At 46.8% G+C, this 15,407-nt stretch carries 15 protein-coding genes; 13 read left to right on the plus strand and 2 right to left on the minus strand.

Going from position 1 to position 15,407, the window contains the following annotated elements; all coding sequences use genetic code 11:
• Nucleotides 1-34: 34 nt before the first annotated feature.
• A complete protein-coding gene (purD, locus tag CLC91_RS00475; protein WP_095499793.1) occupies nt 35-1,324 on the minus strand; it encodes a phosphoribosylamine--glycine ligase in 1,290 nt (429 codons plus the stop codon).
• A 17-nt stretch (nt 1,325-1,341) separates the two neighbouring features.
• Complete coding sequence (purH, locus tag CLC91_RS00480; RefSeq protein WP_095496998.1) at nt 1,342-2,925, minus strand: bifunctional phosphoribosylaminoimidazolecarboxamide formyltransferase/IMP cyclohydrolase; 1,584 nt, start codon at nt 2,923-2,925, stop codon at nt 1,342-1,344.
• 340 nt (nt 2,926-3,265) lie between these two features.
• Here purH and zntR point away from each other — a divergent pair, with 340 nt between their 5' ends.
• The 13 genes from zntR to CLC91_RS00545 all read left to right on the plus strand — a co-directional run bounded on the left by zntR (nt 3,266) and on the right by CLC91_RS00545 (nt 15,230).
• Nucleotides 3,266-3,685 carry a Zn(2+)-responsive transcriptional regulator gene (zntR, locus tag CLC91_RS00485; RefSeq protein ID WP_095496999.1) on the plus strand — a complete coding sequence of 140 codons (420 nt, stop codon included), beginning with the start codon at nt 3,266-3,268 and terminating at the stop codon, nt 3,683-3,685.
• Complete coding sequence (locus CLC91_RS00490) at nt 3,672-4,859, plus strand: SO_0444 family Cu/Zn efflux transporter (protein WP_095499794.1); 1,188 nt, start codon at nt 3,672-3,674, stop codon at nt 4,857-4,859. The genes zntR and CLC91_RS00490 overlap by 14 nt, the downstream gene beginning before the upstream one ends.
• Nucleotides 4,860-4,869: 10 nt before the next feature.
• Nucleotides 4,870-5,322: a GNAT family N-acetyltransferase gene (locus CLC91_RS00495; protein ID WP_095499795.1), complete on the plus strand. Its 453-nt coding sequence runs from the start codon at nt 4,870-4,872 to the stop codon at nt 5,320-5,322.
• A 31-nt stretch (nt 5,323-5,353) separates the two neighbouring features.
• The gene (gene udp, locus CLC91_RS00500; protein ID WP_095497002.1) at nt 5,354-6,109 is read left to right on the plus strand and encodes a uridine phosphorylase; all 756 of its coding nucleotides are present in this window, start codon (nt 5,354-5,356) and stop codon (nt 6,107-6,109) included.
• A 97-nt stretch (nt 6,110-6,206) separates the two neighbouring features.
• Nucleotides 6,207-6,659, plus strand: a complete 453-nt coding sequence (locus tag CLC91_RS00505; protein WP_095497003.1) for an NfeD family protein — start codon at nt 6,207-6,209, stop codon at nt 6,657-6,659.
• A gap of 42 nt (nt 6,660-6,701) precedes the next feature.
• Nucleotides 6,702-7,619 (plus strand): SPFH domain-containing protein, encoded by a 918-nt coding sequence (locus CLC91_RS00510; RefSeq protein WP_095497004.1) that lies wholly within the window; start codon nt 6,702-6,704, stop codon nt 7,617-7,619.
• The gene (locus tag CLC91_RS00515) at nt 7,616-8,539 is read left to right on the plus strand and encodes an SPFH domain-containing protein (protein ID WP_095499796.1); all 924 of its coding nucleotides are present in this window, start codon (nt 7,616-7,618) and stop codon (nt 8,537-8,539) included. The genes CLC91_RS00510 and CLC91_RS00515 overlap by 4 nt, the downstream gene beginning before the upstream one ends.
• Before the next feature lie 271 nt (nt 8,540-8,810).
• Entirely contained in the window at nt 8,811-9,323 is a 513-nt protein-coding gene (locus tag CLC91_RS00520) for a YgjV family protein (protein ID WP_143811995.1), read from the plus strand.
• Nucleotides 9,324-10,282: 959 nt separating this feature from the next.
• Nucleotides 10,283-11,479, plus strand: a complete 1,197-nt coding sequence (locus CLC91_RS00525; RefSeq protein ID WP_095499798.1) for a tyrosine-type recombinase/integrase — start codon at nt 10,283-10,285, stop codon at nt 11,477-11,479.
• A complete protein-coding gene (locus CLC91_RS00530) occupies nt 11,469-11,993 on the plus strand; it encodes a hypothetical protein (RefSeq protein WP_095499799.1) in 525 nt (174 codons plus the stop codon). The genes CLC91_RS00525 and CLC91_RS00530 overlap by 11 nt, the downstream gene beginning before the upstream one ends.
• An 89-nt stretch (nt 11,994-12,082) precedes the next feature.
• Nucleotides 12,083-12,277, plus strand: a complete 195-nt coding sequence (locus tag CLC91_RS00535; protein ID WP_095499800.1) for a helix-turn-helix transcriptional regulator — start codon at nt 12,083-12,085, stop codon at nt 12,275-12,277.
• The gene (locus CLC91_RS00540; RefSeq protein WP_095499801.1) at nt 12,274-12,729 is read left to right on the plus strand and encodes a hypothetical protein; all 456 of its coding nucleotides are present in this window, start codon (nt 12,274-12,276) and stop codon (nt 12,727-12,729) included. Before CLC91_RS00535 ends, CLC91_RS00540 begins: the two co-directional genes overlap by 4 nt.
• A 74-nt stretch (nt 12,730-12,803) precedes the next feature.
• Complete coding sequence (locus CLC91_RS00545; protein WP_095499802.1) at nt 12,804-15,230, plus strand: DUF3987 domain-containing protein; 2,427 nt, start codon at nt 12,804-12,806, stop codon at nt 15,228-15,230.
• Nucleotides 15,231-15,407: the final 177 nt, after the last annotated feature.

Below are 15,407 nucleotides of genomic sequence, written 5' to 3' on the forward strand. Positions count from 1 at the left end.
CTTGCGCTGCTTTTTAGATAGGGCTTTGGCAAGGCTATTTGCCTTGCTCTCGAGCAATGGCTCGGTAACCAATGTCGGTTCTAAAGTAGACGTCGTCCCAGTGGATTTTGTCAACCAACTTATAGGCATCGGCCTGTGCTTGCGCCACGCTATCACCTAACGCCGTGGCACATAAAACACGGCCTCCGTTGGTCACAACTTGCCCATTGTTGATTGAGGTACCGGCATGGAACACTTTAGCGGAATCAGAGTCAGCTCCTTGCAAGCCGTCTATTACGTCACCTTTGTTGTAACTTTCTGGGTAACCGCCGGCAGCCAATACCACGCCAACCGCTGCACGAGGATCGTAATCTGCAGTAACGGTATCGAGTTTGCCAACGCAAGCCGCCATGCAAAGCTCAACCAGATCCGACTTTAAGCGCATCATGATAGGCTGGGTTTCAGGGTCGCCAAAGCGACAATTAAACTCCAATACCTTGGCAGTACCGTCTTTTGCTACCATAAGTCCGGCATACAGGAAACCGGTATAGGTGTTACCCTCTGCAGCCATGCCATCAACGGTTGGGCGAATCACTTTATCCATTACCCAGTCATGCACGTCAGGCGTTACAACCGGTGCTGGCGAGTAGGCGCCCATGCCGCCGGTGTTAGGGCCTTGGTCGGCATTATCACGGGCTTTATGGTCCTGACTGGTGGCCATTGGCAATATGTTTTTGCCGTCCACCATCACGATGAAAGAGGCTTCTTCGCCCACTAAGAATTCTTCGATAACGACACGGCTACCGGCGTCACCAAACTTATTGTCCGCCAGCATGTCGTCGATGGCGGCGAATGCTTGAGCTTCATTTTCGGCGATGATGACCCCTTTGCCAGCGGCTAAGCCATCGGCTTTAATGACAATTGGGCAACCTTGTTGACGAACATAATCCTTAGCCGCTTCAATCTCGGTAAAGTTACCGTAGGCCGCGGTTGGAATCTTGTGTCGAGCCAAAAAGTCTTTAGAGAAGGCTTTGGAGCCTTCTAATTGCGCCGCGGCTTGCGAAGGCCCAAAAATGGTTTGACCCACTTCCATAAAGGCGTCGACAACGCCTTCTACTAACGGGGCTTCTGGGCCAACAATGGTCAGCTCTACCCCATTTTCTTGCGCGAAATCTTGCAGTTGGTCTATATCGCAAACGTCGATGTTTACGTTTTCTAATTTAGGCTCGGTTGCGGTACCGGCATTGCCAGGGGCCACAAATACCGTGTCGACCTTAGGGTTTTGTGCCGCTTTCCAAGCTAGCGCATGCTCGCGGCCACCGCCGCCGATTACTAATACTTTCATATCGAGTCCTTGTGCAATTAGTGACGGAAATGACGCATTCCGGTAAAGACCATCGCCATATCGTGCTCATCGGCAGCGGCGATAATTTCTTCGTCGCGAATTGAGCCGCCTGGCTGAATCACGCAGGTAATTCCGGCAGCGGCTGCGGCATCAATACCATCGCGAAACGGGAAGAAAGCGTCGGAGGCCATGACCGAGCCTGCGACTTCTAAGCCTTCATCAGCGGCTTTGATTCCGGCGATTTTGGCTGAGTACACTCGGCTCATTTGACCGGCACCAACGCCAATGGTCATACCATCGTTGGCATAGACAATGGCATTGGATTTTACGAATTTCGCCACTTTCCAGCAAAACAGTAAGTCTTTCAATTGTGCTTCAGTTGGCTGGCGCTTTGATACCACGGTCAGTTGCGAAGCTTCTACCATGCCTTGGTCGCGATCTTGCACTAGCAGGCCGCCGTTTACTCGCTTGTAGTCAAGTCCTTGGGTTTGGTTATGCCACTGGCCACACTCTAATAAGCGTACATTGGCTTTAGCTGAAACCACTTGCTTGGCGTCATCGGAAACCTTAGGGGCAATGATGACTTCAACAAACTGACGTTCAACAATGGCGCTTGCAGTCGCGGCATCCAGCTCACGGTTGAACGCAATAATGCCGCCAAACGCTGAGGTTGGGTCGGTTTTAAACGCCCGCTCATAAGCGTTAAGAATGTCGCTGCCAATCGCAACACCACATGGGTTGGCGTGTTTGACGATAACACAGGCAGGTTGCTCAAATTCTTTCACACACTCTAGGGCTGCGTCGGTATCGGCGATGTTGTTATAAGACAGCGCCTTTCCTTGAATTTGAGTGGCACTGGCAACTGAGGCCTCATCTACACTGTTATCGACGTAAAACGCCGCTTGCTGATGGCTATTCTCACCGTAACGCAAGTCTTGTTTTTTGGTGAGCTGAGTATTGAATGTGCGCGGGAATTTGGAGTCGCTCTCGCCTTGATGGTGGCTTGGCACCTGCGTGCCAAAATGGTTGGCGATCATGCCATCGTACTGGGCGGTATGCTCAAACGCGGCAATGGCCAAATCGAATCGAGTTTGGTGGCGAGTTGAGCCGTTATTTTCTTGTAACTCGGCTAACACTCGAGGGTAATCGTTGGCGTTAACCACTATGGTAACGTCTTTGTGATTTTTGGCCGCCGCTCTGACCATGGTTGGGCCACCGATGTCGATGTTTTCAATGGCATCTTCAAGCGTGCAACCGGGCTTAGCGACGGTATCGGCAAAGGGGTATAGGTTCACCACAACCAGGTCGATGGTGTCGATGTTATTTTGCTCAAGTACGGCTTCGTCGGTACCACGGCGAGCCAGAATGCCTCCGTGAACCTTTGGGTGCAGGGTTTTAACCCGACCGTCCATTATTTCCGGGTGACCTGTATAGTTGGATACTTCGGTCACAGTTAGGCCGTTTTCGGCTAACAGTTTAGCGGTGCCGCCAGTAGAAAGTAGATCGACGCCGTGAGCGGCAAGCGCTTGGGCAAATTCTACAATTCCGGTTTTATCTGAAACGCTAAGCAGCGCGCGGCGAATAGGGCGTGGGGTGTCCATCAATCTTTATTCCTAGCTTGAAGGGTTAGTATTTTTTCGCGCGGCTATTCTAACACTAAAAAGTGTGATAATTGTCGGATTTTTCCCCTTTTTTGCTGTTCATTAACTTTTTTGTAAATGACTCGTACCGTCTTCCGACAAAACACTTACAACATGTTTGTATTTTAGCAATTCCAAAGGCTTGGATGGCGGCCAATAACATCGAGCGTTTTTGACCTAGATAGGGCTTAATATTAGATCCAGCTAACATTTCTCGTTCAATGATGATTAAAGTGTTGACCTTTGATTTAAGTCTAAGGTTTATACTGCAACCATTGTTTATTGGTTAGGAAGCGTACGCATGACATTAATGAAAATTGGTGAGGTTGCGAAGCAGTTCAATGTAAAGGCCGATACGTTAAGGTTTTACGAAAAAAATGGCCTTGTCGGAGCTTCTGGCAGAAGCCAGTCGGGCTATCGGTTATATAACAGCGACGATATTCAGCGCTTAAGCTTTATTATGCGGGCAAAAGCGGTTGGCTTTAGTTTAGCGGACATCCAAGATCTATTGTCCATTGAGCTGGATAAATCCAATTGGGCCTGTGCCGATGTCAAGAACATGGTCGACACTAAACTGTCGCAAATCGAAGCCAAACTGGCGGAGCTTAATCGTTTTCGAAGCTCACTAAAAAGTTTATCGGATGCTTGCTGTGGCGGGCCTGATAGCGCCGAATACTGCTCCATTTTAGAAGCCTTGGAGTCTCAAAATGCTACTGAATAATTTCATCGACTTATTCTTAGACTCAGCGCCCTGGCTGTTACTTGGTTTGGTGCTTGCCGGAATCATTAAAGTGTTTGTGCCCATGGCATGGATGCAAAAGCAATTGGGCGGCAATGGCTTTAAACCCACCTTCAAAGCGGCATTATTAGGTGCGCCATTGCCACTGTGTTCCTGCGGTGTGATTCCCGCTGCTGTTGGTTTGCGCCGAGCGGGTGCTTCTAAAAGCGCAACCACAGCTTTTATGGTGGCGACGCCGGAAACTGGGGTCGATTCGGTTTCGGTTTCTGTGGTGTTGTTGGGGCCTTTTTTGGCCATCGTGCGGCCCATCGCCGCTATCACCAGCGCGATTGTAGCGGGCCTGTTGGTTGGACGGGATGACGATGCGGCAACAGAAACTGCAGCAGCCAAGCCTGCGGCGAGCGGTTGCTGTTCGAGCAAATCGGAGCCGGTGGTAAAAGCAAGCGGCTGCTGTTCGAGCAAATCAGAGCCGGTGACAAAAGCTAGTGGCTGCTGTTCGAGTAAATCGGAGCCCGTGGCAAAAGCTAGTGGTTGCTGTTCGAGTAAGCAAGATGTAGCCGTAAAGCCGCAAGCTTCGCTGTTAGCTAAGCTGACCGAAGGCCTGAAATTCGCGGCAACCGATTTAGTGCGCGATACCAGCATGTGGTTGCTGGTGGGCTTGTTCTTCGCAGCTTTGGTCACCACTTATGTGCCGGCAGACTTTTTAGCCAAATGGGGTAACGGCTTGTTGGCCATGCTGGTGATGGTGCTGGTATCGGTACCTATGTACATTTGCGCAACGGCCTCAACGCCAATTGCCGCGGGTTTATTGCTTGCAGGCGTAAGTCCAGGGGCGGTGTTGGTGTTCATGCTGGCGGGTCCGGCCACCAATATTGCAACACTTGGAGTGATAACCAAAGAGCTTGGCAAGCGCGCCCTGTTCGGTTACCTCGGTGGTGTCTTAGGCTGCGCCATTTTATTTGGCTTATTGACTAACTTTGCCGTCTCACAATTGGGTATTCAAGTGCAGCCACAAGTGGGTCATGAGCATCGACTGTTGCCGATGTGGTTAACGATTTCTACATCTGTGATATTGGCCATACTTATGGCGCGTGTGGCCATTAACAAACTCTTGCAATATCGGCAAAATGATTCCAAGCTAACCACTTCAAATTAGGGAGAAATCCATGCAGTGGTTAGCGTTGAGCTTTGATGAGCTATCGGTGGCGCAATTGTATCAAGTCATGCAATTGCGCAGTCGTGTTTTTGTTGTGGAGCAGGACTGCGTATACAACGATCTCGACGGTAAAGACACTCAAGTGGGTGTGGTTCATTTATTGGGCTTTGGCGATGACGGTCAGTTACACGCCTACCTGCGAGCCTTGCCTCATGGCGTTTCCTACCCCCAAGTAAGCATTGGCCGCATTGTTGTGGATCCCAGCATGCGTGGATTAGAGCTTGGGAAAAACTTAATTCTGCAAGGCATCGAGCTATGCCAAACCCAATGGCCCCACCAAGACATTAAAATCGGCGCTCAAGCCCACCTTAAAGCTTTGTATGGCGCCTTTGGTTTTGAAGTCGATTCACCCGAATACCTTGAAGACGGTATTCCTCATGTGGACATGTTGTTAAAGCGCTAACGGCCGGTTCACTCATTTTAAGGACAGATTAATGACAAAAGCATTCCATTTAGGCGTTAGTGCCGACCAATTAAACGGTGCGCAATTGGCCATTTTGCCCGGCGCTCCAGAGCGGGTAGAAAAAATTGCTGCAAGTCTTGATAACCCGGTTTTTTTAGCCAGTCAGCGCGAATTCTGTTTGTATCGGGGCGAGCTAAATGGCAAGCCACTGGTTGTATGCTCAACCGGAATCGGTGGCCCGTCGACGTCTATAGCAGTGGAAGAGTTGGCGCAAATGGGCATAACCACCTTTTTGCGAGTGGGCACCACAGGCGCCATTCAACCGCAAGTCAATGTTGGCGATCTCATCATAACCCAAGCTTCCGTTCGACTGGATGGCGCTAGCTTGCACTTTGCCCCGCTAAGCTATCCGGCGAGCGCGGATTTCTTTGCCACTCAAGCCATGGTTAATGCGGCGCAACAACAGCAACTTACTTACCACGTAGGCATTACCGCTTCGAGCGATACCTTTTATCCGGGGCAAGAACGCTACGACACCCACTCGGGTTATGTGGTCGACTCGCTGCAGGGTAGCATGAAGCAATGGCAGCAACTGGGCGTACTAAACTATGAGATGGAATCCGCCACTTTGTTTACTCAGTGTAACGCCTTGGGCTTAAAGGCAGCCTGCGTGGCAGGGGTATTAATTAATCGTGCCGGTGGTGAAATTCCGGATCAAGCCACCATTGCATTAGCGGAAGATCGCGCCATTTCAACCGTGGTAGCGGCAGCTAACTTATTGATTTAAATTAATTGAGTAATTTAGTTTACCGTAATATTTGACATATTATGTCAATCGGTTCACAGTTATACCCAGGTTAAGAATAACTAAGTGAGGTTTGTCTATGTGGTCTAATCCTGCAGTTGTGTGGGTAGTCGTTGGCATTCTTATGATGCTCGCGGAGTTGATTATTCCCGGTGGCGTTATCTTCTTCCTTGGGTTATCGGCGCTGCTCGTCGGCGGCCTCATAGGTCTTGGCCTAATTAGCAGTTGGGTAATCGCGGTTACCGTTTGGTTCATTCTGTCGATTGTTCTAACACTGTCACTTCGACAACTGGTTCAAAAGCACTTCGGTGGTGACATAAGCCACCAAAATACCGATGAAGAGTTTAGCCTTCATGGGCAAACTGCCGATGTTATAGAGCCCATAGGCCCTGGTCAAAGTCAAGGTCGAGTGCGCTTTCAAGGAACCACTTGGACCGCGGTTTCTGATGGCCGAGAGATAGCGGTCGGCGAAGAAGTGGTGGTGGTTTGTCGCGAGAATATTGGCTTACTTGTGGAGCCGAAAACCGCCTGAGCAACTATCTATACCAACATTACCGAATAAGAGGGAGTCGTTATGTTCGGATTTACCTTAATCATCTTGCTTCTGCTGTTTATTTTGTGGAAGTTGATGCTTGTTGTACCCATGCGCGAAGTGAACGTGATTGAGCGTTTAGGTAAGTTTCGTGCGGTGTTGCAGCCGGGATTTCATATCCTAATTCCGTTTTTTGATCGAGTGGCTTATCGTCATGACACCCGTGAAGAAGTGCTCGATGTCCCACCTCAAAGTTGTATCTCAAAGGACAACATTCAAATTGAAGTGGATGGCTTGGTTTACATAAAAGTTATCGACGGTCATAAGGCCAGTTACGGTATCGAAGATTATCGTTTGGCTTCTATTAATTTGGCGCAAACAACCATGCGCTCTGAAATTGGTAAGCTGTCGTTGAGCCAGACGTTTTCTGAGCGGGAAGCGTTGAATGAATCGATAGTTCGCGAAATTGATATTGCATCGGACCCTTGGGGCATTAAGGTGCTTCGTTATGAGATCAAAAACATTACCCCAAGCCGCCATGTGATTCATACCCTTGAAAAGCAAATGGAAGCTGAGCGTTCTAAACGTGCCGAAATTACTACGGCGCGGGCACACAAAGAGGCCATGATTAACCTTTCCGAAGGTGAGCGGCAATACGCTATTAATATCTCAGAAGGCGAGAAGCAAAAGCGTATTAATGAAGCCTTAGGTACCGCCAAAGAAATTGAGATTATTGCAGATGCGAAGGCGCAAGGTATGAACCTTGTGAGCGCCGCCATTGCTAAACCCGGCGGTGATGACGCCATGCAAATGCAACTGCAAGAAGAGTTTATCGACCAAATGGGCGAGGTACTTCAAAACACCGAAGTGTCGGTGGTCCCCAATGACTTGGCCAGGATTCAGGGCATGTTCGAAGGCATCAACCAAGTGGGCGATAGCTTAAAAGGAGGTAAGGCATGAACGCACCAGTAGATTTAAATATGCTGGCCATGGCGATATGGGGCATTTTGTTCCTCATCTTTATGGTTCAGCTGATTCGTTCTATTCGCTTGGTGCCTACCAAATCAGCCTATGTCGTTGAGCGTCTCGGCAAATACCATGGCACTTTGGAAGCGGGCTTTCACGCCCTCATTCCGTTCATCGATAAAGTTGCATACGTGCATGATCTTAAAGAGGAAACCATCGATGTTCCGCCACAAGAGTGCTTCTCGAAAGATGAAGTAAACGTGGAAGTTGATGGGGTGATCTACATTTCGGTTATGGATCCTGTGAAAGCGAGCTATGGCATCACAGATTATCGCTACGCCGCCATGCAGTTGGCTCAAACCACCACGCGTTCGGTTATTGGTACCTTAGAGCTGGATAGAACTTTCGAAGAGCGGGATTTGATCAGTGCCAAAGTGGTGGATGTATTGGACAAAGCCGGCCACATTTGGGGGATTAAAGTTCACCGCTATGAGATTAAGAACATCAGTCCGCCGGAGACGGTCAAAAATGCCATGGAAATGCAGGTGAATGCGGAGCGAGAAAAACGAGCCTTGCTGGCCAAGAGCGAAGGTGAGAAGCAAAGCCAAATTAATCGTTCAGAAGGGATAAAATCAGAAATGATTAATGTCTCTGAAGGTGAAATGCAAAAACGCATTAATGAGGCAGAAGGTAAAGCTCAGGAGATTCTCTCAATTGCCGCAGCGACGGCTGAATCCATCAATAAGTTGGCTGAGGCCATTAATGCGCCGGGCGGTAAGCAATCGCTAGAAATGCAGTTAGGCAGCCGCTATTTGAAGCAAATTAAAGGCATTCAAGGCGACAACAATAAGGTGATTTTGCCGGGTAACATGCTGGATTACGCCGCTTGGATGAAAGGGATTAAGCAAAAGTAAGATACTGATTAGCGACATCCGTTGAAGAAAGTCAGCACTTAGATCTAGGTGCTGACTTTTTTTGTGCTCAAAAGTTAACCAACAGTTTCTCGGTGTAACTTGGCTGTAACGCTTACGCATTTTTGTGTGAAATTTACAAAAATGGATGGTGCGATAGTGTGAGAGCTCTCTAAGAAAGTAACTAAAAGCGCGTTGTAGCGATGTTTGCCACAGTATTTACTGGAAGTTTTGTTCAAAATGCTCGCTCTTAATTTGAGCGAGTATCAACACTGTGGCGACGATAGATTGGCTAGCGCAAGCACTGGGATTTATTTCGATGGGGATCGGTTGGTATGCCGTTAGCCGTCGCGATGATCTGGGCTTTATTAGCTTCAATTTGGCCTCCGCATTGATTGCTTCCCTGCATTTTGCATTGCTGGACTCTATGGTGCTGGCAACCATAATGCTATTAAGCGGCCTACGCTTTGCAATAAGCTTAAAATCAAGGCGAAAACCTTGGGTTTGGCTGTTTGTTGGCGGCGCGCTGTTGCAAGGCTTGGCACTTGCGCAATATTGGTATGAGTGGTTCGCCATTGTCGCTTCAATGATTTCAAGCTGGGCGGTTTTCGTAACCCGAGGAAAGCGCTTAAGAGAAAGCTTATTACTTTGCAACGGCTTGAACTTGATTAACGCCGTTGGCGTGATGTCGTGGTCCACTATCTTATATTGCAGCGGCACCCTAGTAACCCTCGCTTATCGCCTCCTAAAAAGCGAGTTCAACAGCTCCCAGCTCCAACACCAGTAACCCAATGGGGACGTACCCCAAAGCCCTTCGCCAAAAGCGTGGGGACGTACCCCTGTGGATAACTCCAAGCTGTCATCGCGCGTTTTCTGCAGGCAAAAAAATGGCCTCAACAAGTGAGGCCTAAAAATATCTAATCACATTAGCAAGGGAGATTTGGTGGGTAACCAACTCGTTACCCGATGACTTTAGTATCGCCCAAGCTTGTGAAAAGCGATGTGTGGTTTATTAAAAAATTTGTGGTCTATTAGTCGTTAACTTACTTGCTTAGATAAAGGTATGAAGCTGCCGAAATGGTTGCGAGAATAATTGGCAAAATAGCGACTTCCCAAAACGATAGATAGGAAGCAGAAGTACCGATAACACTGGTCATGATAATTAATATTAGCCAAGCAACTTTGGTCTTATTCATTTTAGAGTACCTTTTGATTCAATTCCGCTGCTTAATGGTTATCAAGAATACACTGTAGTCGATTAAACAAGGAAAGGACCAAAATTAGATGAATTGGTATTGGTTAAAAGGCAAAAAAATGGCCTCAACAGGTGAGGCCTAAAAGTATCTAATCACATTAGCAAGGGAGATTTGATGGGTAACCATCTCGTTACCCGATGACTTTAGTATTGCCCAAGCTTGTGAAAAGCGATGTGTGCTTGCTCGATGCATTTGTGTGGAGAACAGCGCTGCCCCAGATAAAAGGGACGTACCCCTGTGGATAAGCGGGGTACGTCCCCAAAAGCAAAAAGCGGGATGCCATTGCTGGCATCCCGCTTTTTGATGAACTGCAGCTAACTGCTTAGTTCATGCCGTATTTACTAATATACGTCCCCATAAAACCTCAAATTTGTACAGCGGAATTGTTTAGTGCATTTAAATCAATGACTTTTAGGTATCTTTGTTTACCTTTGTTACGTTTTGTCTTATTCTTTCTGGAATGATTTGTGGGTAAATTTGTGGGTAAAAAATGTCTTTATCTGATACAAAGCTAAAATCTTTACTGGGAAAAACTCATGCTGGGACTTGTGCGAAAAAGCTCAGTGATAGAGATGGATTAACCATTTACTGGTCTCCAAAAGGAAAGCTTTCATTCTATTTTAGATTTAGATTTCACGGAAAAGGACAGCAACTTAAACTAGGGACTTACCCGCTGCTCTCTCTAAAAGTTGCGAGGAAGAAAGCGGAAGTATGTAAGAAATGGCTTGAAGAAGGGCATAATCCAGTTACCCAAATTAAGCTAGTTTCGGAGCAAAAACTAACCCCAGTTACGGTTGAATGCGCTCTTGAATACTGGATAGATAAGTACGCCAAAACCAAAAGGAAAAATTGGGCAAAGACTCAACAACAATTTAAAGCTTATATATATCCAAAGATAGGTAACTTGCCAGTCGAACAATGCGAAACTAGGCATTGGATTGTTGTTTTCGAAGAATATGCGGAGAAGTCCCCAGTTGGTGCAGGCTATGCCTTTCAAGCGTCCAAGCAAGCCCTAAAGTATTGTAAGAATAGAAAATATGCGTACAGCAATGCTTTAGATGAATTAAATATTAGTGACGTTGCTAAAAGCCAGACCCCGAAAGATAGAGTTTTATCGCTAGTTGAACTTAGGGACATTCTTGCTTGGGCAAAGGACTATAAATTGTCGTCTTACTATCAATGGCTAGCCGTTCTATTAATTTACACGGGGGCTAGGACTCAGGAAGTGAGGCTCTCAGAGTCTAAGGAATGGGATTTAGAGGCTAAGGTTTGGACGGTTCCTAGATCTCACAGTAAAAATAATAAAGTCATTACTCGACCAATACCTTGCGAAATTATCCCGTTAATTAAATTCCTACTAGCTGATAATCCAAGGTACTTACTTGGGGAACTGAAGCGACCAGAGGCTGTTAGCACGTATGCGTCAAGTTTAAATAAAAGGCTAGGTCACTCCAAATGGAATTGGCATGATATTAGAAGGAGCTTTAGCACTTTTTTAAATGAAGCTGAGGAGGATACTTTTATTATTGAAATGCTCTTGGGGCACTCGATAGGTGGAGTTGCTGCGCATTACGATAAAGCACCACGGCTAGAGCAAAAGCGCAGAGTTTATAGACGATGGGAACGATTATTGAGCGGTGCTAGTGACAATGTTTTTGTATTAAGGAGCGCTAACGGTGCTGAGTGATGATAAAAAAATTCGAAGAGAGCAATTAAAGAGAAGTGCAGAGGCATTTAGAGGTACAAACTCTAATTTATTAGATGTCGTACAAGTGCACCCTAAAGACGCCCCAAAGCTTGTTAAGTCTATTGCAGTATCCACGAAGCTAGATAGCGCTAGTATGCAGCCTGAAGACACTGTTCTTAATGCTAGCGAGTTACTCTGGCATTTAGGGTACGAACATTTATCTGAGAAGTTGCAAGAGGTGGCTAACGAACTAAATGCTTATAGAAATGAAGATGATGCAAGAAAAGCACAGGAGAGAAGAAAAAAGCAACCATTGGTGGATTATCAAACAATAGCGGCTAAGTTAGCGCTTCATAAGGTAGAAAGAACAAAAAATACATCATCACCTTACTCTTTGAGTGCTGCAATCGATAGCGTTCTAAATGAATGGGAACAACAGCCCGACTTAAGGGATGAAGTCAAACCAAGTTCGAGTACGGTTAGGCGCTGGGCAAAACAAATAAACCGTAACTAAGTTTTCTCAAATTAGTTTTGCACGATAGCCTATTTTGCAAAACTCGTCTGTCATAGTGGTTCCTGAAATCTAAATAAACAGGAGCGACAATGAAACCACAAAAGATACTTTCAATAACTGACGTGTGCCAACTCGTTCAAAAAAACCGCAAGACTTTATGGGATTGGGTAAAAAATGGTGACTTCCCCAAACCTATAATGCTCAGAGGGAAAACTTTGGGCTGGTCAGAATCAACATATAACAACTGGGTTAATGGCGCTTCTGAACAGGAGGGCGGGGAATGAACACATTAAATAAAGCAGTCATTCAGTTAATCGGTTTTCGTTCTGGAAAGCGTGAGCTGGGGGTTAACGCAAAAACAAGGGACGATGCTGCGTATTTAATCAGAGAGCTAATGTTACTTGGTTATCGACTAACAAAAGATGAAATCTACTATCTGACAGCTCAAGACTCTACGCAAGTGATAGATCACATACGAAATAAATGGTTTACGCCTGTTTATTGTGAACGAATCCAGCCTTCCAATTGGTATATAACCCCGCAGGAAATTGAACGTTTTAAATATGACCGAGATGCGCAAAGGCAGGAGGTAAAAAGCCAATACCTTTCCAAAAAGCACACCAGAGATGTTCAGACGGTAGTCAAATTGCGAAAAAATATAGGTGATACAGCTTTTGACAAGCTTATTGCTGAAATCAAAGATTTAACTAATCAAATAAAAAACCGCAACCAATAGGTTGCGGCTTTCATCTCGGTGCTAGCGGTCGTATAGATAAGAAGTGCCGCTAGCCTTCCCATGGAGAATATAACATGAAAAGAGAAACTTTTCAGAATTGGCGCTGCACTGTATTTAATAGCATCACAGAGAAACGAGGTAAACATGCACCAATTGAGTGGCTTGCTGATGCGGTAAAGAATCCCACACAAGAACAAAAAGCGCAGGCTAAAGCTATTGCTCCCCACTCCTGCGAAAGTAAAACGAAAGAAGCGGTAAAGGCTCACAATCAGATGACCATGCTTTGGCTTGATTTGGACGACAGCCCCCTAGCCTGTGCTGGTGATGTGCATGCTCAAGTGGACGGCATTACAGGCAAATGCTTGATGTTCATTCACACAACCGCTAGCCACCAGCAGGATGGCAAAGGAAACCGCTACAGGGTATTGATTCCGCTAGCTAAGCCTATGCCTTGTGATGAGTGGGAAAAAGCTCAAAGAGCGTTACAAGAGCGTTTAGAAAGCGTTGGGGCTGACGAGTGTAGCGCTCGAGTGCAGCAAATTATTTTTGAACCCGTACAAACGGCAAGTTACGAAGGAAAGTCTTATCAAGGAGATTTGTTAGATGGTCACACCATAGCAGCCCTATACCAGCCGACAGCGATAGCCGAGCCGACAGTACACACACAAACTAACCCAGTGTTTGACGCTGCAAATGCTGTGTTAAGTATGGAGAATTTGCTGGCGGACTATGGTTACCAAAGAAGGGGTGAGAAATGGCTTTACCCAAACAGTGACAGCGGGAGAGCAGGCGTTGAGATTACGAGCCAAGGCAAATATGTGTCACACCATACAAGCGACCCACTAAACGGGGGGATGCCAAAAGATCCTTTAGACGTATACGCCCACTGGGAGCATGGCGGCAACCCTGGAAAGGCAGTGCAAAGGCTGGCGGAGCGACACCCAAGCGTCAGAGCAGCACAAGAAAAGCAACAAAGAGAGTTTTCAAGCACACACACAGCGCAGGCTAGTCAGTCCCATGATTTAAATTGGGATGAGCCTAAAACTTTAAAAGTTAACCTGCCTCCAGTTCCTGAGTTCGATACAAAATTGCTGCCAGAATGCCTGAGAGCATACTGCGTTGATTCTTCTCACAACCTAGACCAAGCGCCCAACGACTTTGTAGCGGTTACGCTGTTAGTCTGCGCTGCAGCTGTGATAGGTGGACAAGCTAAGGTAAAGCCTAAAGCTAGGGCTGCATGGACTGAATACCCAATTCTTTGGGGGGCATGTGTAGGACGCCCTAGCAGCAAGAAAACTCCCACGATAAATGCAGGGGTAGAGTTGATCAGGCATTGTGAATCAGTGCTAGCTAAAGATAATTCAGAGGCGCTAAAAGAACGCAAAGTAAGTAATGATATTGCTGAGGCGCAAATACAAGCGAAAGAAGAGCAGTATTCTGTGGCGATTGCTGAGGGAGACATCGACGGAGCCGCTAAGCTAGCTGAAGCGATAGAGGGAGAAAGAGCTAAAATAATAAAGCCCCAAAAACGCAGGATAATGATCAATGACTCCACTGTAGAAGCTATTCAAATCAGGATGCAGCAGAATCCGCTGGGAACGCTGGTTTTGCGTGACGAGTTGAGCGGATGGATCCAAACTATGGAACAGCCAAACAGACGGCATGAGCGGGCGTTCTACCTTGAAATGTTTAACGGTGGGAGCTATTCGGTTGAGAGGGTTTCTCGAAAGCCTGTGGAAATAGAATCGGCTATCGGGTTTGTTCTAGGAGGTATCCAGCCAAGCAAACTTAGAGGGGTGTTAATAGACAGAGATACAGGTGCAGGTGATGACGGGTTATTGGAAAGGCTTCAATTAGCAGTAATGCCAGATGCCAAAACGCCCCAATACACTGACGAGGCAGGCAATCCTTTTGCAAAAACGCAGGCTGAAAACGCTTTCGTGTCCTTGCTAAGAGTTGGGAAAGGCGGCAAACCCTTAATTTGCAGTTTTGACAAAACAGCGCAGGTTAGATTTTCTGAAGTAAGTCAGTCTATATCTAATAGGCTAAACGCTGTAGATGATGCAAAAGGAGCCGTGTTAGGCAAGTATCCTGCAATGATAGCTAAAATATCCCTAGTGATTCATTTGCTGGAGCAGGCTGGAGCAGCAGGCGCTAACCAAGCGCAGTTTACGGACGTTATTAGCCTGCGCTCGTTGGAGGTGGCTATTAAATGGAGCGAGTACCTAGAGGCTCACAACGACCGAATAACTAGCTACTGGCGGCATGAGGCGCAAATAAAGCCAACAACAACGCTACTTGATAGGCTAGATCAGTTGCCTAACCCTTTTACAAAGGTGCAATTAAAGGATAAAGGGTGGGCAGGTCTTGGCTGCCCAGAGCGGCGAGATACGGCACTTAAGCAGCTCTTGGATGCAGGCTATATTAAGGAGGTAGCAATCAAAAACCCAAAGGGGAGAGATACCATTCACTACCACTCCCACCCTAATTTTTGCGGCTAGAGGAATTGTTAGAGCTATACCCCTGAACCCCTTTTAACCCTCATTATTGATTATTTGCACATAATCAGGGGTTCGAGGGGTAAAGGGGTACAGCTCTCGCAAAAAAAGCTTAGCACTTTTGGAGGCTTTTGGCTGTGGGGTAATATCTGTTATCGCAATGATTAATAAAGCGATATC

Origin of the sequence: Paraferrimonas haliotis (assembly GCF_002282895.1) — a bacterium.
Taxonomy (GTDB): Bacteria; Pseudomonadota; Gammaproteobacteria; order Enterobacterales; family Shewanellaceae; genus Paraferrimonas; species Paraferrimonas haliotis.

Bases quoted from the DNA above. Each gene is read 5' to 3' on its own strand.
- CLC91_RS00525 (WP_095499798.1), top strand. From the start codon at position 10,283: ATGTCTTTATCTGATACAAAGCTAAAATCTTTACTGGGAAAAACTCAT.
- CLC91_RS00495 (WP_095499795.1), top strand. From the start codon at position 4,870: ATGCAGTGGTTAGCGTTGAGCTTTGATGAGCTATCGGTGGCGCAATTG.
- CLC91_RS00535 (WP_095499800.1), top strand. From the start codon at position 12,083: ATGAAACCACAAAAGATACTTTCAATAACTGACGTGTGCCAACTCGTT.
- CLC91_RS00515 (WP_095499796.1), top strand. From the start codon at position 7,616: ATGAACGCACCAGTAGATTTAAATATGCTGGCCATGGCGATATGGGGC.
- zntR (WP_095496999.1), top strand. From the start codon at position 3,266: ATGACATTAATGAAAATTGGTGAGGTTGCGAAGCAGTTCAATGTAAAG.
- CLC91_RS00490 (WP_095499794.1), top strand. From the start codon at position 3,672: ATGCTACTGAATAATTTCATCGACTTATTCTTAGACTCAGCGCCCTGG.
- CLC91_RS00510 (WP_095497004.1), top strand. From the start codon at position 6,702: ATGTTCGGATTTACCTTAATCATCTTGCTTCTGCTGTTTATTTTGTGG.
- purH (WP_095496998.1), bottom strand. From the start codon at position 2,925: ATGGACACCCCACGCCCTATTCGCCGCGCGCTGCTTAGCGTTTCAGAT.
- udp (WP_095497002.1), top strand. From the start codon at position 5,354: ATGACAAAAGCATTCCATTTAGGCGTTAGTGCCGACCAATTAAACGGT.
- CLC91_RS00540 (WP_095499801.1), top strand. From the start codon at position 12,274: ATGAACACATTAAATAAAGCAGTCATTCAGTTAATCGGTTTTCGTTCT.
- CLC91_RS00545 (WP_095499802.1), top strand. From the start codon at position 12,804: ATGAAAAGAGAAACTTTTCAGAATTGGCGCTGCACTGTATTTAATAGC.
- purD (WP_095499793.1), bottom strand. From the start codon at position 1,324: ATGAAAGTATTAGTAATCGGCGGCGGTGGCCGCGAGCATGCGCTAGCT.
- CLC91_RS00505 (WP_095497003.1), top strand. From the start codon at position 6,207: ATGTGGTCTAATCCTGCAGTTGTGTGGGTAGTCGTTGGCATTCTTATG.